The sequence below is a fragment of the Idiomarina rhizosphaerae genome, assembly GCF_024159085.1.
Taxonomy (GTDB): domain Bacteria; phylum Pseudomonadota; class Gammaproteobacteria; order Enterobacterales; family Alteromonadaceae; genus Idiomarina; species Idiomarina rhizosphaerae.
On record NZ_JAMZDE010000008.1, the window covers coordinates 142,863 to 163,436 of the forward strand.

Genomic DNA, 20,574 nt, shown 5'->3' on the forward strand with positions numbered 1-20,574 from the left:
CAAACATATAACAAAAAGCTAAGAGTCGGCGCAAAATGAACGAGCAACTATATGTCACTAAACGCAGCGGCGAACGCGAACCGCTAAACCTTGATAAAATCCACCGGGTTATCATGTGGGCCGCTGAAGGTCTTAACAATGTTTCAGCTTCTCAGGTCGAAATTAAGTCTCACATTCAGTTTTACGACGGTATTAAAACCGAAGATATCCACGAGACTATTATAAAAGCCGCAGCTGATTTAATTTCAGAAGAAGCGCCCGACTATCAATATATGGCTGCGCGTCTGGCTATTTTCCACTTGCGTAAACGAGCCTACGGAAAGTTTGAGCCGCCGCGTCTTTACGACCAGGTGAAAAAGATGGTTGCAGAGCATCGCTACGATGAGCACCTGCTGGAAGACTACACTGAAGCAGAGTTTGACCAGATGGACGAAATTCTGGATCACTGGCGTGACATGAACTTCTCTTACGCGGCAGTTAAGCAGCTTGAGAACAAATATCTGGTTCAGAATCGGGTTACCGGCGACATCTACGAAAGCGCTCAGTTCTTATACATTCTGGTAGCGGCTTGTTTGTTCGCCAACTACCCGAAAAGCACTCGTATGGACTACGTTAAACGTTTCTACGACGCCGCTTCTGAATTCAAAATCTCGCTGCCAACACCTATTATGTCGGGTGTGCGCACGCCTACGCGTCAGTTCAGCTCCTGCGTTCTGATTGAAGCCGGCGATAGCCTCGACTCTATTAATGCCACTTCAAGCGCCATCGTAAAATACGTATCACAGCGCGCCGGTATTGGCATTAACGCAGGGCGTATTCGCGCTCTGGGTAGCCCTATTCGTAACGGTGAAGCTTTCCACACGGGTTGTATTCCCTTCTATAAATATTTCCAGACAGCGGTAAAAAGCTGTTCGCAAGGTGGTGTTCGTGGTGGCGCCGCTACCCTGTTCTACCCACTTTGGCATCTGGAAGTTGAAAGCTTATTGGTACTGAAAAACAACCGCGGTGTTGAAGAAAACCGCGTTCGTCATCTGGATTACGGTGTGCAGTTTAACCGCACCATGTACCAGCGTCTGATTAAAGACGATTACATTACTTTGTTCAGCCCGTCGGATGTGCCAGGCCTTTACGACGCGTTCTTTGAAGATCAGGACGAATTTGAGCGTTTGTACCTTCAGTACGAGCAGGATGAGAGCATCCGCAAAAAACGTATTAAAGCCATTGAGTTGTTTGGTTTGTTTATGCAGGAACGCGCCAGTACTGGCCGTATCTACGTACAAAACGTTGACCATTGCAACACTCACAGCCCGTTCGATTCTAAAGTTGCTCCTATTCGTCAGAGCAACCTGTGCCTTGAAATTGCGTTACCAACTAAACCTCTAAGCCATGTGAATGACGAAGAAGGTGAAATTGCCCTGTGTACACTGTCGGCCTTTAACTTAGGCAAAATTGAGAGCTTAAGTGAATTTGAAAACCTTGCCGACTTAGCTGTTCGTGCACTGGACAGCCTGCTGGATTATCAGGAATACCCGGTTCCGGCCGCTTACAATGCAACAATGAACCGTCGTACTCTGGGTATTGGGGTTATTAACTTTGCTTACTACCTAGCCAAGCACGGCGTTAAATATTCAGACGGCTCTGCAAATGGCCTGGTTCACCAGACCTTTGAGGCAATACAGTATTATCTGATGCAGGCGTCAATGAACCTGGCTAAAGAAAGAGGTGCGTGCCCTAAATTTAATGAGACCACCTACTCTCAGGGCATTATGCCAACCGATACCTACAAGAAAGACCTGGATAAGGTTTGTGATGAGCCTCTGCATCTGGACTGGGACAAGCTTCGTGCTGACATCAAACAACACGGCATGCGTAACTCAACGTTATCCGCGTTAATGCCTTCTGAGACATCGTCGCAGATTTCTAACGCGACCAACGGCATTGAACCGCCTCGTGGCTTTGTCAGCATTAAGTCGTCAAAAGACGGTGTCACCAAACAGGTTGTTCCAGACTACGAAAACTTAAAAGACAAGTACGAGCTGTTATGGCAAATCCCTAACAATAAGGGATACCTTGAGCTGGTTGGTATTATGCAAAAGTTTGTCGACCAGACAATTTCTGCGAACACCAATTACGACCCAAGTAAATTCGAAGCCGGTAAAGTACCAATGAAGCAGCTTCTGCAGGACTTATTAACGGCCTATAAGCTTGGCGTTAAGACGCTTTATTATCACAACACCCGTGACGGTGCTGCGGATAACCAATCCGACATTGCGGCACGTAAAGGTGCTGCTGCGTCTCAAGCTCAGCCGACAACAGTGATCATTGAAGAAGATGATGACTGTGCCGGCGGCGCCTGCAAAATTTAATAAGAAGGATTTTAGCGAATGTCGTACTCAACCTTTAATCAAGAGCAGAATAACCCGTTAACGGAGCCTATGTTTTTAGGCAACTCCGTTAACGTTGCTCGCTACGACCAGCAAAAACACAGCATTTTTGAAAAGCTGATTGAAAAACAAATCAGCTTTTTCTGGCGACCTGAAGAAATCGATGTCAGCCGCGACCGCATCGACTTTAACAAGTTAACAGCCAGTGAAAAGCATGTGTTTATTTCTAACCTGAAGTATCAAACACTGTTAGATTCAATTCAGGGACGTTCGCCGAATATCGCGTTACTGCCTATTGTTTCTCTTCCGGAACTGGAAACCTGGATTGAAACCTGGTCATTCTTTGAGACCATACATTCGCGCTCGTACACACATATTCTGCGTAACCTGTTTAGTGATCCCAGCGAAGTCTTTGAAGATATCGTCATTAATGAGCAAATTAAAATTCGCGCGAATGACATCTCTAAGTACTACGATGATCTTATTTTCTATACTCAGCTGTTGCAGACGCACGGTGAAGGCGATGTCGTTGTTGAAGGCAAAACCCATACCGTAACGCAGCGGGAAATTAAGAAGAAACTGTTTTTATGCATTAACTCGGTTAACGCGCTGGAAGCTATTCGTTTCTATGTCAGTTTCGCCTGCACTTTCGCTTTTGCAGAACGTGAGTTAATGGAAGGCAACGCAAAAATTATTAAGCTGATTGCCCGCGACGAAAACGTTCACCTGACATCGACACAGCATATTCTTAATTTGTGGCAATACGGCGAAGACGACCCGGAAATGAAAGAAATTGCCGAAGAACTGCGTGACGATGCCTATGAAATTTTCATGACTGCAGTGAAGCAGGAAAAACAGTGGGCGCACTACTTGTTTAAAGACGGCTCAATGATTGGCCTGAACGAGAGCATGCTCTGCCAGTACGTCGAATATATTGCTAACTTACGTATGCAGGCCATTGGCTTTGACGCACCGTTTGAGAACCAGCGTTCCAACCCACTACCGTGGATGAACAAGTACCTGGTTTCAGACAACGTTCAGGTAGCGCCGCAGGAATCAGAAATCACCTCTTACCTTGTTGGTCAGATAGACAGCGAAGTTAATGCTTCCGACCTTGGGGACTTTGATCTCTAAGCTATGGCTAACACCTTTAAAGTCACTGTCAACGGTGGACCCGAACTTGCCGTTGACGCGACTGAAGGCACCTTACTCGAGGCCTTAGAAAAGCATCAGTTAGAAATGCACTACCACTGCCGCAGTGGTTTTTGTGGTGCCTGCCGTAGCACCCTGAAGTCCGGTAAAGTCCGTTATACAACAGAACCTCTGGCTTATGTCAGAAAAGGCGATATTCTGCCCTGCTGCTGTGTCCCGGAGTCGGATCTGGATATTGACCACTAAGTATTATTCATTAAACCGATTGTGGCCATCGTGCAGAACAATTGTTAACCAGCAATAAAATCTGGATAATGGCACCATAAATTTTTGTGAGAGAGGTATTTCATGTTTACAGTCATTTTTGGACGTCCGGGTTGTCCTTTTTGTGTTCGTGCCGTAGAAGTTGCGGATAAATTAAAAGCCGATATGGAAGATTTTGATTATCGCTATGTCGACATTCACGCTGAAGGCATCAGCAAAGCTGACCTGGAAAAAACGGTAGGCAAACCGGTACAAACGGTTCCTCAAATTTTTGTCGACGAACAACACGTTGGCGGTTTCACAGAATTTGAAGCCTACGCAAAAGAGAACTTAGGGCTTTATACAGCATAACTCTGTGTAAGTAATGTAACCCTATCTTAGAGGCGGCTATTTAGCCGCCTCTATTGCTTGTTTAACCCGTTTTTCTGAAACGGGATACTTGGTTCCGAGTGTCTGCGCGAAGAATGATACTCGCAGCTCCTCAATCATCCAGCGAATTTCAGCAACCTCATCTGAAACCACCGAACCTTTATTTTCATAAGCTTTCACCACCGCTTTGTACTGCTCTTCAAGGTTTGCCAGAGTCAGAGTCATCAACCGGTCTTTATTCGGGTCAACCGGCAGTTTTTCTAGCCGACGTTGAATAGCTTTTAGGTAACGTACTATGTCACTCAAACGTTCCCCGCCAAAAGCAGAGACAAATCCGGCGAACACTAAGTTATCCAGTTGGTCCTGAATATCGCCTCGGGACTGGATTTGATCCAGTGGGATTTTACCTTTAAGAGACTTTCGAACCTGTTGTGACAATAGAAGGCACTGTTCAACTTCCAGTGCTATTTGTTCAACACGATCATTCAAATTAGCACGAACAATATCTTTTAATTGCTCAAAGCCCTTTTGCTCCCGAAGCGTATTACCCTGCTCTATTTGTTCCTGAACCAGGCCGTCTACCGCCGCTGCTATACAGTCAGCTATTAACGCATCCACTTTCCCCCAGGGGTTAAAGTACATGGCCAACTTGGCTTTATTCGACAGCGACTTCTGTAAATGCTTGATAGGTGATGGTATTTGTTGCAGCAACAATTCCCGTACACCGGCTTTATGATGCTTCTTCGCCTGCTCCGGGTTATCGAACAACTGCAAAGCAACCTGTCCTTTGCCTTTATTAATTAAGCCCGGATACGCCTTCAGCTCAAAACCTTGCTGGCGCTCGGTAATAACTTCCGGTAAGTCATCAAAGTCCCAGCTATCGACCTGCTCTCGACTAATATCGTCACCGGCAGTTTTCTCCAGTCGCTGCTGCACTTTACCCGACAATTGCTGCTGAAGGCTTTGCAAATCACGCCCCTGGCTAACCAACTTTTTGCCGTCAAGAATCTTAAAGTTCATGCGTAAATGATCAGGCAGCGAGGACTCATCCCAACTTTCTTCCGGAACCGTTACGCCGGTCATACGGCGCAACTTAGTCGCCATAGCGTCGGTTAAGCGCCCTTGCAGCGGTTCAATATCGGCTATAATCGCGCCAGCGAAGTTAGGTGCAGGTACAAAATTCCGGCGTAAGGTTTTCGGCAGCGACTTAATTAAGTGAGCAATTCGTTCCTCACGGAGCGCCGGAATATGCCAGTCGAAACCTTCCGGCTTCACCTGGTTCAGAATACCTAACTGAATATTCACGCTGACACCATCGTCTTCGGCGTTAGGCTCAAAGTGATAACTTAATGGCAATCGCAGATTACCCTGGCGCCAAAATTCCGGATATTCATTTTCAGTAATGTGCTCGGTTTCGCCGGCAATAAGGTCGTCACGCTCAAAGAACAGCAGCTTAGGCTCTTTTTTGGCCGCCTTATGCCACCAGCCTGCCAGCAACTTTTCGTTGTATATGCCTTCGGGTATGGCGCGGTCGTAAGCCTCAAACAAAACCTCTTCGTCCACCAGAATATCGCGACGCCGTGACTTCGCCTCCAGCGCCTGAACATCTTCTATCAACTTTAAGTTGTGTTGAATAAAAGGCAGCTTACGTGTTAGCTGCGAATTAACCAGCCCTTCGCGGATGAAGATCTCCCGGGCTTTAACCGGTGAAACCGGACCAAACTGGACACGTCTTCTGGGTACCAGAATAAGTCCCAGTAACGTCACCTGCTCATCGGCAATCACACTGCCTTGCTTCTTCTCAAAATGAGGCTCAAGGTATTGTTTTTTCACTAAGTGTGGCGCGGCTTCTTCAATCCACAGCGGGTCAATATCGGCATTAATGCGCGCATACAATTTTGAAGTTTCCGCCAGTTCAGCAGTAACAACCCACTTGGGCGGTTTACCAAACAAACCTGAGCCCGGGAAAATATGAAAACGCGTTTGCCGTGTTCCCTGATATTCGTGTCGGTCTTCTTTAAAGCCCACCTGAGACAATAAACCAGTAATTAACGCCCGGTGTACTTGTTCGAAAGTGGCAGGTTCTTCATTAATGGATAACCCCATTTCACGAACCGTTTGTCGGCTCTGCGTGTAAATGTCCTGCCACTCACGCAAGCGCATAAAATGAACAAACTCACGACCCATTTGCTTACGGAACTGATTTCCTGACAAGGCCTTCTGCTGCTCTTTGACGTAGTTCCATAAATTGAGAAACGCCATAAAGTCAGAGCTTTTGTCACGAAAACGCTGGTGCCATTCATCGGCTTTTTGCTGCGCATCGTGTGGCCGTTCACGAGGGTCCTGAATACTCAGAGCCGCGGTAATTATCAGCATTTCACGGACACAACCATATTGCTGTCCAGCTATGACCATTCTGGCCAGTCGCGGATCCAGCGGCAGCCGCGACAGTTGACGTCCCGTATCCGTCAATTTCGGCTGTTCATTTTTACGTCCGGGCTTAATCGCATGCAACTCTTCCAGTAAGTTCAGGCCATCTTTAACAAAACGCTCGTCGGGCTTTTGCACAAAAGGAAACTGACGAATATCCCCCAGACGCAACGACGACATTTGCAGTATCACCGCCGCCAAATTGGTACGGAGAATTTCTGGATCGGTATATTCCGGACGCTGCAAAAAGTCCTCTTCACTGTATAAGCGAATACAAATACCCGGACCTATACGGCCACAACGCCCTTTGCGCTGGTTGGCGCTGGCCTGTGAAATCGGTTCAATGGGTAAGCGCTGCACTTTAGTGCGATAACTGTAGCGGCTCATCCGCACTGTACCCGGGTCAATCACAAAGCGTATGCCCGGCACGGTTAATGAAGTTTCGGCCACGTTGGTGGCAATAACCACCCGGCGCTGACTGTGCGACTGAAATACACGGTTCTGCTCGTGCGACGACAAACGCGCATACAAGGGCAATACTTCAGTATTTCGCAGCTGTAAATCCCCGATAGCATCCGCATAATCACGAATTTCGCGCTCACCGCTGGCAAAAATAAGAATGTCACCGCTTTCCCGCTGCAGTTCTTCCACCGCGTCACAAACACCCTGAAGTACGTCTGCGTCAGCAGCTTTGCCGTCTTCTCTTGGCGGTCGATACCGAACTTCCACCGGATAGGTTCGGCCGGTTACCGTCAGTACGGGAGCATCATGAAAGTGTTTGGAGAAACGTTCGGTTTCAATAGTCGCGGAGGTAATAACAACTTTAAGATCACGACGTTTGGGCAGCAGCGTATGCAGAACCCCCAGCAAGAAGTCGATGTTCAGACTTCGCTCGTGTGCTTCATCAATAATAATGGCGTCGTATTGCAGTAGCAGAGGGTCTTGCTGCAGTTCGGATAGCAGCATGCCGTCGGTCATCAGTTTTATTGCCGTAGTCGGTGCGGTCTCATCCTGAAAGCGGATTTTATAACCCACCTGCTTTTTAGCGTGGTCCTGCAGCTCATCCCCAATACGGGCAGCAACACTGCGTGCCGCCAGCCGTCGCGGCTGAGTATGACCAATGGTACCTTTGCGACCATACCCCAGTTCCAGCAACATTTTCGGTAGCTGCGTGGTCTTACCTGAACCCGTCTCACCGGCAATGACCACCACCTGATTTTGCTCAATAGCTTTCTTAATGTCACCACGCTGCTGGGCAACCGGCAATTCTTCGGGGTAACTGATATGAAACTTTTGCTGCTGACGCTCCAGGTACGCCAACTCAGCAGTCTCGATATCGCCCGCTATCCGCTCCAGCACTTGCTGCTGTCGTTGCTCGTTTTTAATTTTACTCAGACCACGCAAACGACCGCGCAAAAGCGCGGCCTGTTGTGTTGTACATTGCTCTAATTGTGTCTGAAATTTATCAACAAAAGGCTGACTTTGTGATTTATCGTGCGATTTTTGACGACTCATAGACTCCGAACTTATTCATCCTCGTTATAAATAGCAATATGGGCATCACCCTCGCCCTTAATGTAGCCACGATACATACCTTCGGTATTAAACGGCATAGCAATATTGCCTTCTGCGTCAATAATAATAACGCCTCCGGTACCACCCGCTTGTTCCAGCACACCGTGAATGACTTCATCGCCGGCCTCACTTACCGAAAGCCCTTTATACTTAACCCGTGAGCAGATATCAGCCGCCACGTGGAAGCGAATGAAGTATTCACCGTGTCCGGTCGCAGACACCGCACAGCTGTCGTTATCCGCCCAGGTACCGGCACCAATAATGGGGGAATCGCCTATTCTACCATAACGTTTGGCTGTCATGCCGCCGGTTGATGTACCGGCACTTAATAGACCGTTTTTATCAACAGCCACAGCACCGACGGTACCGTATTTATAGTCTAAATCCAGATATTCCCAGGCCTGTTGCTCTGGCTGTTCACTTTTCTTAATGGTTTCTTTGGCGTTTTGCAACTGCTGATAACGGTGTTCGGTATTAAAGTAGCTGTTCTCTACCTGCTCCAGGCCTTGCTGACGGGAGAACTGTTCTGCGCCTTCACCACTTAGCATTACGTGTACCGACTCTTCCATTACTTCACGAGCCAGTTCTATTGGGCTTTTTACCGTTTTCACGCCAGCAACTGCACCCGCATTGCCGTTCAGGCCTTCCATCAGTGAAGCATCCAGCTCATGTTCTCCGTCCCAGGTATAAACCGCACCTTTGCCAGAGTTAAACAGCGGGGACTCCTCCATTACCTGAATAGCAGCAATAACTGCGGTGGTGCTATCACCGCCTTCTTTCAATACCTTACGGCCAGCCTCTAAAGCTTCCGTCAGTTTATCTTTGTAGGCTTGCTCTTGTTCAGCGGTTAAATTCGCGCGAGTAATAGTACCCGCTCCACCATGAATGGCCATAGCGTATTCAACATCATGATCATCCGCCTCTACGGCTGGTAATAGCGATCCAAACGCAGCAGTGGCAAGTAATGCAGATAAATAAAGTTTTTTCATTCTGACCTCGATTTTATTGTTATAGGCTAGATTGTTAGTCATAACATAGTCGCAGGAAAGCAACGAACTGACAACGAGGAGATATGCAGATGCCGACTTATCGCGTTGAGTACACACACTTAGGCGACAGACAGCAAATTACGCTGGAAGTAGATAATGAAGCACTAGATAACGAACAAAAGTTCAGAGACGCCGTTGCACAACGTTTAGCAGAACGCATTCTGCCGCACGCTGAACTTGCTTTTCGCCACGAAGATGACCGCACACTGGAGCAAAAGCTGGACAAAGCTTACGATGTGCAAGTGAATAAGATTGAAAGGGAGTGAGTGGCTGAATTTATCTGCGGGCTCGTGCTATAGTTTTCCTTTTCCGCTGAGCAGTTAGGCTTATGGCACACAACGAACAAGAAACTTTCTACTGGCACGATTATGAGACATGGGGCGCTAACCCTTTAGTGGACCGCCCTGCACAGTTTGCCGGCTTACGCACAGACACAGCTTTTAATGTAATCGGCCGACCCTTAACGCTTTACGCTCAGCCCACTCCGGACTTTCTGCCTAACCCGGAAGCCACTTTAATTACTGGCATAACCCCACAGCTCGCAGCAAAGCAAGGTGTCGGTGAGGCTGAGTTCAGCAAAGCCATAGCAAATGAGTTTCAAAAGCCTAATACCACCATTATTGGTTACAACAACATTCGTTTTGATGACGAAGTTACCCGTTTGCTGTTCTATCGCAACTTTTATGACCCTTACGAATACAGCTGGCAAAACGGCAATTCACGCTGGGACTTAATTGATGTGGTGCGAGCCTGTTTTGCGCTGCGCCCGGACGGTATTAACTGGCCGGAGAATTCTGACGGACAACCCAGTCTAAAACTGGAGCACTTGAGTGTTGCTAATGGCATTGAGCACGGCCAAGCGCACGACGCCATGTCCGACGTTTATGCAACCATTGGTCTGGCAAAACTTATCAGCGAGAAGCAACCTAAGCTGTGGCAGTGGGCTTACAGTATTCGTCGTAAACAGAAGCTACTGAACTTATTTAACTGGCAGGCACCAGAGCCTCTGGCACATGTCAGTGGGTTTTACGGTACGGCTAACCGCTATTTGTCGGCTATATTGCCGTTGGGCTTTCATCCTAAGCAAAATAGCAACGTTATTGCCTGGGACTTGCGCGTTCCTCCCATGGATTTTGCCGATAAATCGGTAGAAGAATTAACGGAGTTAACCTACACCAGTCGTAGAGAACTGGAAGAGCAAGGCTTACAGAAGAGTGGCATACAAAATATTCACTTGGGTCGCTGTCCTTTCTTAGCGCCCATTAAAACCATTTCTGCGGAAGCTGCTGATAGTGCCGCATTGGATACAGCCGCCCTGGAGACAAACGCTAAATGGTTACAGGAAAACAGCGACTTCCGTGACAAGCTCATGCAGGTGTTTGAACAAACCAAAGAGTTTGCTCCCAGAACCGACGTTGATCACCAGATATACGATGGCTTTTTCTCTCCTCAGGATAAAAAACATATGGAGATAATCCGTTCGTCAGAGCCACAGCAACTGGCCGGTCTGGAGCTGGATTTTCAGGACAAGCGTATGCCTGCACTGCTGTTTCGCTACCGGGCACGAAACTACCCATCGACTCTTAGCGACAAAGAACTAAATAAGTGGCGTCTGTTTTGTCAGCAGCGCTTAATTGAGCCGCCAGAAGGCTTATTGTCCGCAGAGGACTTTGCCCTGAAACTAGAAGACTTGGCGAACCAGCATCAGGAAGATGCGCATAAACTGCGGTTGCTGAAATCACTGTATGACTACGCCGCATCACTTTAATAACTCACTATAGTTATAAAAGAAAAAGCGCCGACTTAATAAAAGCCGGCGCCTTAATTCACTAACTCAAATTATAAAGTAAGAGCTAAGCTTTTTTATTCCCTACTCTGAACAACCTTGCCAGTGCCGGAATTAAGATAAGTGCGCCCAGCATATTCCACAGGAACATAAAGGTGAGCAATATGCCCATATCCGCCTGGAATTTAATGGGTGAGAATATCCAGGTGGCGACACCTATGGCCAGTGTCAAGCCAGTAAAGCCGACGGCCTTGCCGGTGTTATCCAGCGAGTACTTGTAGGTTTCCTGCAACGACATGCCCTGCTGCAAGCCCTCTTTCACTTTACTGTAAATATAAATACCGTAGTCGACACCAATGCCAACCCCTAAAGCAATAACCGGTAAGGTAGCCACTTTAATGCCTATGCCTAACACCGCCATAAGTCCCTGACTCATCACTGTGGTAAAGGCCAGCGGCAATACAATACAAGCCACCGTACGAACGCTTCGGAAGGTGATAAAGCACAGCACAATAACGACGCCGTAAACCCACAAGAGCATCTTGTTCTGAGCTGCCTCTATAACTGAGTTTGTTGCCGCTTCAATACCTGAGTTGCCCGCTGCCATCAACAGTTCTAAACCTTCCTGCTGATAGTTCTGATTAAACTCGTTAACCGAGCCAACGACATTCTTTAATGTTTCCGCTTTATGATCATCCAGATAAATAATGACCGGCGCCATTGAACAGTCGTTATTAATCAAACCGTCCGGGATACGGCTTAACGAGGCATTAATAACGTATTTATTACGGTTTAAGCTAAACCACTTAAGGTTACCCTCGTTTATGCCGAACATACCCATTTTAGAAACGTAGACGACAGACTTGACGTCCTGAACACCGCTGGTATTTTCCATATGCCAGCTAAAACGTTCCATAATCTCAAGGTTATCGTAGGCAATACATTGTTCAGGCGCAGAAGCCGCCATAACCACAAAAATATCGGTACTGGAGCTGTAGTTTTCAACAATAAAAGCATTGTCCTGATTGTAGCGACTATCCGGGCGAAGCTCCGGCGCGCCTTTATCAAGGTCACCAATTGCCATGTTTTGACTGTTGACCAAACCCCAGGCAAGCATAATGAGAGCAACAACCAGTGCCGAATACGCCCATTTAGGCTGAGTAAACTTAGCGAAGAAATCAAATAAAGGATGACGTTCGCCTTCTATTTTCTTCTGGTAAGCAACACCGTTATCTGACGTTCCAAGGTAAGACATTAAAATAGGCAATAGAGCCAAGTTAGTCAGAACCACTACGGCGACACCGATACTGGCTGCTATTGCCAATTCTTTGATGACCTCAATATCGATAACCATCAAGGTCGTAAAACCAATGGCGTCACTAGCCAGAGCCGTTAACCCTGCAATATAGAGCCCGCGGAATGCTGTACGCGCGGCGGCGACTTTATCGAGCCCTGCCACCCGGTTAATGCCAATGGCATTAATAATTTGAACGCCGTGTGAAACCCCAATAGCAAACACCAGGAATGGCACCAGCATTGAATAAGGATTAATGCCACTGCCTATCAGTTCGATAATGCCAAGCTGCCAGATAACCGCAATAATTGAGCAGCTAAGGACCATAAAGGTACTGCGCCAACAGCGACTGTAGAAATAAAGCATGACCAGAGTAATCGCGATGGCTAATAAGAAAAATAAGCCAACCTGCTCAGCACCTTCGATAAGATCGCCTATCAGTTTCGCAAAACCAGTAATGTGAATTTCAATATCTTCACTTTGGTATTTATCGCGAACCAGGGTTTCCAGCTTTTCAGAGAACTCTTGATAATCCAGTTTCTCGCCAGTTTCAGGGTTAACTTCATCCAGCGGAATATAAACGATGGTTGATTCAAAGTTATTGGCAACCAGGTTACCTACTTCCCCCGAACGCAGAACATTGGTTCTTAATTGATCTAATGATTCTTCACTGCCGTCATAACCGTCGGGAATAACCGGGCCACCGACGAAACCTTCTTCGGTTACTTCCATCCAGCGAACATTGGGTGTCCATAAACTGCGAAGCCCGGAGCGGTTGACGCCCGGAATGAAGAAAATTTCATCTGTAATTTTTTGCAGTTCTCGTTGAAAATCGGCTTCAAAAATATCGCCGTCTTTATTTTCAACTGCCACCCTAACAACGTTCCCCAGGCTGGCTAAGTCGTCCTGATAATCAAAATAGTTTTGAATAAATGGATGGTTAGTCGGAATCATTTTGCTCAGGCTGGCGTCAGGGCGAACCTGCGAGGCGTGATAGCCCAGGAATAAAGTCAGTAACAAAAAGACGATTAGCCAGGGAGCACGCACCGTGAATAATAACTTCTCCAGCACTCCTGCTGGTTTATTCGCACTCGGATTATCCATTACTGCGCTCCTTGTTGCGTTGCTAATGCATCTTCTTCAGTGATTTTGGCCGGCCAGTGCAGCAAACCACTACGGCCGGTCATAATCCATTCACCGTCGGCTAGTTCAATAATATCGGTCATAACCGAGCCGCTCGGGTGAGTTCTCTTTTTAACTTTAAGGTTCTCGTCAACTTCAAGAATGGTTCCTGAATGCCCAACAATTAGCTGAGTACCATTTTCAGTATTTATTCCCGCAGAAAGATTTACTCTGGTGCCTGTATCAACGGTTGTAAAGCTTTGTCCTTTATCGTCTGAGACAAAAGCATTGCCACGCAAACCGTAAATCCATACACGGCCACGGGCATCAATGTGTCCGCCAAAAAGCGAGCCGCGATAAGGCGAGTCAAGGGTCTCCCAGCTCTCACCACCGTCGTGACTCGCAAAGGCTAACCCAGCTTCGCCGACAATATATAAATCATCACCCTGACCAAAAATGGTATTTAAATGATAACCCCCCGGGTTCTCCAAACGACCCGAAATAACCTGCCAGCTTTCGCCGCCATTTTCGGTTTTCAGGAAAGTACCATAAGCGCCAATCGCAAATACCGTTTGATTGTCTTTAGCATAAAGGTCTAAAAAGGGCTTGCTGGGGCCTTCCTCCTGGGCGACTTCTATATTACTGATCTGAAATTGAAGTTCTTCAAGCTGCCATTCAAGCTCACCTATCACGTCTTCATCGTCAGTTGATTCAAGTTGTTCTTTCAGTTTTTCAATACGCTGTTCAAAATAACGTTTTTCTAACGTCATTAGTTCAAAGCCATCTAACTGCCGCTTCCAGGTTTTACCACCGTCTTCGGTTTTAATAATGACACCATGATGACCGGTCGCCCACCCGTTCGATTCGTCGGCAAAAGCGACACTCGTCAAAAGCACACTGGTATCTACCTTAGCCTGTTCCCAGGTATCATTCTCTTTCCAGATAATATTTCCATGCGCGCCGACGGCTATAAGCCGCGCCCCAACAATCGTCACTTCAATAAGTACTTCGCTTTTAATCCTGTCGGATGACAATGCTGGTGCACTGATCACGTCATAATCAGTAATTGTTGTTGTGTCGCTATCCTGTGCGAGCACTGTGGTGCTAAAAATAGCTCCCAACAACACCCCTAATGGGGTTAAAGACAAGCGCATGGAACCTCCCGGGTACTAAAAATGTCATAGGATTGTATAAGCTCAAGATAATTTGAAAACCTTTTTTCGTTAAATTCGTGCTTTTTTTCGTTAAAGTATTGCTTGAGAGGTCAGTCCTCTGGCAAAGTGATGTTGGAAAGTAGAACAACAAGGAAAATTATAATGAATAAACTGATGCTAAAAGCTGGCGTTTTTGCCATGTCGGTGATTTCCGCGAGCGTTGCGGCTAAGGTATCACCGGAAGAAGCCGCAAGGCTTGGTCAGGATCTAACCCCAATTGGTGCTGAAAAAGCAGCAAATGCTGATGGCTCTATCCCGGCCTGGAACGGTGGTTACTCTGATCATTCGGTGGAAGTTGTTCGCGGTAATAACCCATTTGCCGATGATAAGCCGTTATTTACTATTACTCATGACAACTTAGATGAGCACAAAGAACACCTGAGCGAAGGCCAAATCGCCATGTTCGATAAGTACTCAGACTATAAGATGATCGTCTATCCAACCCGCCGTTCGGCAACATACCCAGACGAGCTTTGGCCTAAAATTAAATCAAACGCTGAAAGTGCAGAAATGGTCGCTGGGGGTAATGGTGTCGAAAACTTTGATACCACCATTCCGTTCCCTATCCCGGAAAATGGGTTAGAGGCCGTATGGAATCACATTACCCGTTACCGTGGCGGCGCTGTAACTCGTAACGTTGCCCAGTTCCCGGTTCTATCTAACGGTGACTACGTAACTGTTGAACTAAAAGAAACTTTGGTATTCCCCGAGTATCTTGAAACAGGCCGCCAGGAAGCCGACGACAACGTTCTGTTCTATTTTATGCAAGAAGTTGAAGCCCCTTCTCGCTTAACTGGCACCGTTCTATTGGTTCATGAAACCATTAACCAGGTCAAAGAAGGCCGTCGCGCATGGATTTATAATGCAGGTCAGCGTCGTGTTCGCCGTGCACCTAATGTTGCTTATGACGGACCAGGCACAGCAGCAGACGGCTTACGTACTTCTGATAACCTGGATATGTACAACGGAGCACCGGATAAGTACAACTGGGAACTAAAAGGTAAGAAAGAAGTTTATATTCCTTACAACAACTTCAAAATCATGGATCCTGAACTTAACTATGACGACATTATAAAAGCTGGTCATATGAATCAGGACTTGATCCGCTATGAAAAACACCGTGTGTGGGTTGTTGAAGGCACGTTGAAAGATGGTGAACGCCATATCTATTCTAAGCGTACAATGTACCTTGATGAAGATACATGGACGGCGTCACTCGTTGATCACTACGACGGACGCGGCGAGCTATGGCGTGTTGGTGAAGCTCTGAATACTCAGTTCTACAACCAGGACGTTCCATGGATGGCAGCCGAGGCATTATATGACCTGAATTCCGGTCGTTACATATCTCTTGGGTTAGGGAATGAAGAAGACCCTTACATGGAATGGGATATTTCACCAAGCCGTGAAGACTTCAGTACTAACGCATTACGTCGTAAAGGCTTCAGATAAGCTAATACCGTACCGCTTAAACGGAAAAAGGAGACTCATTCGAGTCTCCTTTTTTTAAATTACTTTTCCAAACGAGCCAGAAGACTTGATGTGTCCCAGCGGTTGCCGCCCATCTTCTGAACGTCGGCATAGAATTGGTCCACTAATGCTGTCGCCGGTAGTGACAAGCCCTGGCGATCGGCCTCAGCCAAGGCTATTTTTAGGTCTTTGCGCATCCAGTCTACAGCGAAGCCATGCTCGTAGTGGTTATCCCACATGGTCTTATAGCGGTTTTCCATCTGCCAGGAGCCTGCAGCACCCTGACTAATCGCCGCAATAAGCTTATCGGGATCTAAGCCGACTTTACGCGCTAATTGAAGTCCTTCTGATAACCCTTGCAAAACACCGGCGATACAAATCTGGTTCACCATTTTCGCTAATTGACCGCTGCCGACAGGCCCCATTAACTGTCGTGTTTTGGCATAACACTGGAAAAGCTCATCTGCGGCCTCAAAAGTTTGTTGTTCGCCACCCACCATAGCGGTTAAAACACCGTTTTCCGCTCCGGCCTGTCCGCCTGAAACCGGTGCATCTAAAAAGGTGCCCTGCTTTTCCTTTACAGCTTGTTCCAGCTCTCGTGCCAATTCAGCAGAAGCCGTAGTATGGTCAATAACAACGGCGCCAGGCTTTAAATTAGCAAGAATACCGGCTTCACCGTAAAATACGCTGCGTACATCGTCATCGTTGCCAACACAAACCATAACAAAATCAGCTTCTTTAACCGCTTCAGCCGGGGTTGGTTGGTAGCGTCCGGAGTACTCCTTTGCCCATTTTTCAGCTTTAGCCTGAGTGCGGTTATAAACTGTTACCTTGTGATCCGCTTTTTGTAAATGACCGGCCATTGGGTAACCCATAACGCCTAATCCAATAAATGCACATTGCTTTGACATCGTCATTCCTCCTGACAATTCGGTTTTTCTATAAGCCAGTGTTGATAACGCCCCAGCTCACGATAAGGGGACATTTGGTTGTATTTCATCTCCAGTGCCAGTAATTCATCGAACCGTTGCTGATGAGTCAGGTCGCGCAAGTAGTCATGGAAACAACGAACACCGGTCTTTTGATGAACTTTTAGCCCTTCTTGCTCTAGCCAGTCATCAACCTGTTCCGGTACCGCCGGGTTTTGAGGACTAAGACGAACCGTTTTCTTCACCTTCAGCCCGCGTTCAATATAATCAAAGTTGCCGTAAATGGCATTCGCAAAAAGCTTGGCGTGGTAGTTGTAGAACATAAGCGACAGTTTGCCGCCGGGTTTTAATAGCGAAGCCAGTTGATGAATGGCGAGCTCGGTATCCGGCAGCCATTCCAGCACGGCGTGGCAGAGAATAATATCGTACTGATTTAGCGGCTGCTGATTAGCAAGCTCCGTTAAGCTTGCCGAAACGTACCTGCATTTATGCCCCAGGCCTTCCGCTTTATGGCGGCGCTCAGCTTCTTCAACCATTTCGGTTGAAAGGTCAGAATGCACCACCGCAAAGCCTTTTTCCTGAAACCACTGGTTTACCTGACCAAGCCCGGCTCCTACATCCAACACTAAACATGGCTCAGTCGCTAACAGAGGCGCTAAATCACGCTTGAGCACCTCAACCCTGAGTTGCCCCTTCGTGGTGTCATAAATGGATTTAGAGAACTTTTGGCTGATGCCGCTGAAGTCGCCGCGTTCTTGTTTCTTTTTATTCATTCCAGGCCTCTTCCGTCAGGCCGGACTGTCAATATCTATAAACTCAACATCAAGCGCGAATTGAGTCGCTAAATGCTCACCCAGTGCTTTTGCGCCGTAACGCTCTGTGGCGTGATGCCCAGCCGCAAAAAATGCGATACCCTGCTCGCGGGCGCTGTGTATAGTCGGCTCTGAGACTTCACCGGTAATAAAGGCGTCGACACCAAGCTGAGCCGCGCGGTCAATAAAACCTTGCCCGCCACCGGTGCACCAGGCAACTTTCTTAATTTGGTTTAAGCTATTCACGCGACAAACCAGCTGACGCCCTAGCCGCTGCTCTAATTCACTGGCAAATTCATAGCAGGAAACGGCCTGAGGTAAACAACCGGTTACCAGCGGGCATGCCGGATCAGAAGGATCCACCGGCCCATCGAATTGCCAATCCATCAGTTTGGCCAACTGCGCATTGTTTCCCAGTTCAGGATGAACATCGAGTGGTAAATGATAAGCAAATAAATTGATATCATGCTTCAACAACTGCTGTAAGCGCCGCTTTTTCATTCCGACAACTTCCGACGGCTCGCCCTTCCAGAAATAGCCATGATGAACCAGAATTGCATCGGCGTTCTCGTCGACTGCTCTGTCAACCAACGCCTGGCAAGCGGTTACCCCGCTGACTACTTTGCGGATCTCGGATTTCCCCTCTACTTGCAGTCCATTGGGACAATAATCTTTAATCTGCTCACTGTTTAATAGCTTATTAAGATAATTCTGTAATTCATTTCTGTTTATCGGCATATCTAAAAACCAAATTGCTTTGCTGAATGGCCTCAGTTTACCCGAAATTAGACAATAATCCGAAAAAACGGTATAAACGAATAGCGAAGCATTTTTATACAATACTTTTAAACCAAACCTTGAATAAAGGAACACTTGAATGAGCAACCTGGACAAAGATAAGGTAATCGCTGAATATACGGAAGCTTATCAAAAAGCTCACGGTAAAAAGCCTAAAATTGAAAGCAGTAACGGCTGGTATAGCGTTGATGGAGGCAAAAATGTGCGCCTGAGTCAGTTAGCTGACGACGCGAAAACGCTTGGTAAAGAGAAGAAGGCTGCGCCTAAAAAGTCGGAGTCGAAGAAAACTGAAACCAAAAAAACTGAAACGAAAAAGCCTGCGGCTAAAAAAGCTGAGACTAAGAAGCCAGCAGCTAAAAAACCTGCTGCGAAGAAATCTTCAGCTAAGCCATCTCCGGCGAAAAAATCCAGCTCTGGCGGCTTAACCGCAAAAGAACTGTGGAAACAAAAGTTAGAAGGTAAAGACAGTGATTGTCGTTTACCTCGGGGCAGTGCATAAAAGCCACCGCCATAAGTAAAAAAAGCGACCTTAATGGTCGCTTTTTTCGTTATAGAACGTCCGGATTTTTGCCGGCAACGCGGTCAATTGGAACTTTTATTTTACGATAGCGATGCACTAAAAAGTCGCTACGTTTGAAAATAACTTTTTCAGAACCAAAGTCAGCCTGAGACACCAGGAAGCGGTCGTTATCCAGTGTTTTTGCTATAATTCCTAACTTCCCCTGATGCGGTCCACGCTTAATAAAAATGGTCTGCCCTTGTATGCGGGGGTTGTTATAAGAAAATGTCGGATAATTAATTGCCACTGCCGTTTCCCTAAACCTTTTAAGGCTATATCAATATCAGGATTATACTCCTATTATCGGTCACCGACAGAGATTCTTGATATTTATTTCTTACCAATATAGAGCGTTATCTCACCAACCGGGAAGCCCCATTTAGACATGTCGGTACGGTTAATCATATTGTTCTCGTCAATAAGATACAGCCAATCATCCAACGTCAATACCAGTGGCTCGCCGTCTACCACAACTTCAAGTTGGTACTCCCAGTTAAGAACATTGCCTGCTGTTGTACCTTTAGCAACACCTTCAACATCGTCTGCGCGCCCTTCATAGCTATTCGGGCCAGTTTTCGTTATGTGCCAGACGCGTTGCTGCTCACGACCATCGGCATAAGTAAAATGTTCATCGAGAACGCCTTCGTTACCTTCCCAGGTACCTGTCATGGTTACCTCGAAACGCTGAATCACTTCACCGCTGTAGTCCTGCACCATACCGTAAGCAACCAGTTCACCGTTAAAGAATTCTTCAAGCTTTAACTTTGGCTCTGCTGACTTATAAGCATCAATGCCGGTTGAGCACGCCGCGAGTAAACTGAGTAAAACAGTAAAGCCTAAAACCTTTAAAGCCTTCATTTTATTTCTCCCCAATGAGTTCATTACGCTCAGATTCAAAGCGGCTGTTTTCCGACAGCCAAATAGCTAAAAACTGCTCAGTAAAGTCTTTATCTTCAATTTCGCCCAGCAACTTATCGCCCTGGTAAAATTCTGCTGTTCCATCTTCCTTTTCAACTAAGAGCAGGCAGTCGCCCTCTTTAATGTCAGGCCAGATTGAATTCAGTTTTTCTAACCATTGCTCGTGTTTATCACTATTCAGTTCCAGCTTCTGCCATTCTTCTTCCGTCGTTTCGATAAGATCTTCCGCCTTAATATCACGCAGGTATTCCAGTAACAGAGCTTGTCGTTCGTCCTGTTTATACTTACCTGTCGGACTATATAAAGTGGCATCATAAACGTCCCAGAAATACACGCTGAGCCGAGTTTGCCCAACTTTAGAAAAGTCATCGGGTACGGAATCGGTGCATTCAGCGGCATACGAATTAAGGCTGAAAAGCGCAATAATTCCGCATAAAATGAATTTCATA

General features: G+C 46.8%; 18 protein-coding genes. 8 read left to right on the forward strand and 10 right to left on the reverse strand.

What is annotated here, in order from left to right; all coding sequences use genetic code 11:
- Nucleotides 1-35 precede the first annotated feature (35 nt).
- The 4 genes from nrdA (at nt 36) to NJR55_RS11020 (ending at nt 4,151) form a co-directional block, all read left to right on the forward strand.
- Nucleotides 36-2,366 carry a class 1a ribonucleoside-diphosphate reductase subunit alpha gene (nrdA, locus tag NJR55_RS11005; RefSeq protein WP_253619991.1) on the forward strand — a complete coding sequence of 777 codons (2,331 nt, stop codon included), beginning with the start codon at nt 36-38 and terminating at the stop codon, nt 2,364-2,366.
- An 18-nt stretch (nt 2,367-2,384) separates the two neighbouring features.
- Entirely contained in the window at nt 2,385-3,518 is a 1,134-nt protein-coding gene (gene nrdB / locus NJR55_RS11010; protein WP_011234610.1) for a class Ia ribonucleoside-diphosphate reductase subunit beta, read from the forward strand.
- A 3-nt stretch (nt 3,519-3,521) separates the two neighbouring features.
- Nucleotides 3,522-3,782, forward strand: coding sequence for a class I ribonucleotide reductase maintenance protein YfaE (gene yfaE, locus NJR55_RS11015; RefSeq protein ID WP_011234611.1), 261 nt, complete (start codon nt 3,522-3,524; stop codon nt 3,780-3,782).
- A 102-nt stretch (nt 3,783-3,884) separates the two neighbouring features.
- Nucleotides 3,885-4,151 (forward strand): GrxA family glutaredoxin, encoded by a 267-nt coding sequence (locus NJR55_RS11020; protein ID WP_011234612.1) that lies wholly within the window; start codon nt 3,885-3,887, stop codon nt 4,149-4,151.
- A 36-nt stretch (nt 4,152-4,187) separates the two neighbouring features.
- On the opposite strand, the gene hrpA is transcribed toward NJR55_RS11020, so the two are convergent.
- Both hrpA and NJR55_RS11030 read right to left on the reverse strand, forming a co-directional pair.
- On the reverse strand, nt 4,188-8,114 hold the full coding sequence (gene hrpA / locus NJR55_RS11025; RefSeq protein ID WP_253619992.1) for an ATP-dependent RNA helicase HrpA: 3,927 nt from the start codon (nt 8,112-8,114) through the stop codon (nt 4,188-4,190).
- An 11-nt stretch (nt 8,115-8,125) separates the two neighbouring features.
- Nucleotides 8,126-9,163: an isoaspartyl peptidase/L-asparaginase family protein gene (locus tag NJR55_RS11030; protein ID WP_253619993.1), complete on the reverse strand. Its 1,038-nt coding sequence runs from the start codon at nt 9,161-9,163 to the stop codon at nt 8,126-8,128.
- A gap of 89 nt (nt 9,164-9,252) precedes the next feature.
- Between NJR55_RS11030 and NJR55_RS11035 the strand changes: the two genes are divergently transcribed.
- Nucleotides 9,253-9,489, forward strand: a complete 237-nt coding sequence (locus tag NJR55_RS11035; protein ID WP_253619994.1) for a hypothetical protein — start codon at nt 9,253-9,255, stop codon at nt 9,487-9,489.
- Between the two features lie 62 nt (nt 9,490-9,551).
- Nucleotides 9,552-10,991, forward strand: coding sequence for an exodeoxyribonuclease I (gene sbcB / locus NJR55_RS11040; protein WP_253619995.1), 1,440 nt, complete (start codon nt 9,552-9,554; stop codon nt 10,989-10,991).
- A gap of 85 nt (nt 10,992-11,076) precedes the next feature.
- Here sbcB and NJR55_RS11045 read toward each other — a convergent pair whose 3' ends face one another.
- Nucleotides 11,077-13,407, reverse strand: a complete 2,331-nt coding sequence (locus NJR55_RS11045; protein ID WP_253619996.1) for an efflux RND transporter permease subunit — start codon at nt 13,405-13,407, stop codon at nt 11,077-11,079.
- The gene (locus NJR55_RS11050; protein WP_253619997.1) at nt 13,407-14,579 is read right to left on the reverse strand and encodes a WD40/YVTN/BNR-like repeat-containing protein; all 1,173 of its coding nucleotides are present in this window, start codon (nt 14,577-14,579) and stop codon (nt 13,407-13,409) included. Before NJR55_RS11050 ends, NJR55_RS11045 begins: the two co-directional genes overlap by 1 nt.
- Nucleotides 14,580-14,741: 162 nt before the next feature.
- On the opposite strand from NJR55_RS11050, the gene NJR55_RS11055 reads away from it, so the two are divergent.
- Nucleotides 14,742-16,091 carry a DUF1329 domain-containing protein gene (locus NJR55_RS11055; RefSeq protein ID WP_034821043.1) on the forward strand — a complete coding sequence of 450 codons (1,350 nt, stop codon included), beginning with the start codon at nt 14,742-14,744 and terminating at the stop codon, nt 16,089-16,091.
- A gap of 59 nt (nt 16,092-16,150) precedes the next feature.
- Here NJR55_RS11055 and NJR55_RS11060 read toward each other — a convergent pair whose 3' ends face one another.
- The 3 genes from NJR55_RS11060 to NJR55_RS11070 are packed head-to-tail and all read right to left on the reverse strand — an operon-like array spanning nt 16,151 to nt 18,588.
- Nucleotides 16,151-17,020 (reverse strand): NAD(P)-dependent oxidoreductase, encoded by an 870-nt coding sequence (locus NJR55_RS11060; protein WP_253619998.1) that lies wholly within the window; start codon nt 17,018-17,020, stop codon nt 16,151-16,153.
- A 2-nt stretch (nt 17,021-17,022) separates the two neighbouring features.
- Nucleotides 17,023-17,811: a methyltransferase domain-containing protein gene (locus NJR55_RS11065; RefSeq protein WP_253619999.1), complete on the reverse strand. Its 789-nt coding sequence runs from the start codon at nt 17,809-17,811 to the stop codon at nt 17,023-17,025.
- Between the two features lie 15 nt (nt 17,812-17,826).
- Nucleotides 17,827-18,588 carry a Nif3-like dinuclear metal center hexameric protein gene (locus tag NJR55_RS11070; protein WP_275978106.1) on the reverse strand — a complete coding sequence of 254 codons (762 nt, stop codon included), beginning with the start codon at nt 18,586-18,588 and terminating at the stop codon, nt 17,827-17,829.
- Between the two features lie 139 nt (nt 18,589-18,727).
- On the opposite strand from NJR55_RS11070, the gene NJR55_RS11075 reads away from it, so the two are divergent.
- On the forward strand, nt 18,728-19,147 hold the full coding sequence (locus NJR55_RS11075) for a hypothetical protein (protein WP_253620000.1): 420 nt from the start codon (nt 18,728-18,730) through the stop codon (nt 19,145-19,147).
- A gap of 49 nt (nt 19,148-19,196) precedes the next feature.
- Here NJR55_RS11075 and NJR55_RS11080 read toward each other — a convergent pair whose 3' ends face one another.
- The 3 genes from NJR55_RS11080 to NJR55_RS11090 form a co-directional block, all read right to left on the reverse strand.
- A complete protein-coding gene (locus NJR55_RS11080; protein ID WP_110013188.1) occupies nt 19,197-19,454 on the reverse strand; it encodes a DUF3912 family protein in 258 nt (85 codons plus the stop codon).
- Nucleotides 19,455-19,537: 83 nt separating this feature from the next.
- The gene (locus tag NJR55_RS11085; RefSeq protein ID WP_011234626.1) at nt 19,538-20,065 is read right to left on the reverse strand and encodes a DUF3833 domain-containing protein; all 528 of its coding nucleotides are present in this window, start codon (nt 20,063-20,065) and stop codon (nt 19,538-19,540) included.
- Nucleotide 20,066: 1 nt separating this feature from the next.
- A complete protein-coding gene (locus NJR55_RS11090; protein ID WP_253620001.1) occupies nt 20,067-20,573 on the reverse strand; it encodes a chalcone isomerase family protein in 507 nt (168 codons plus the stop codon).
- Nucleotide 20,574: the final 1 nt, after the last annotated feature.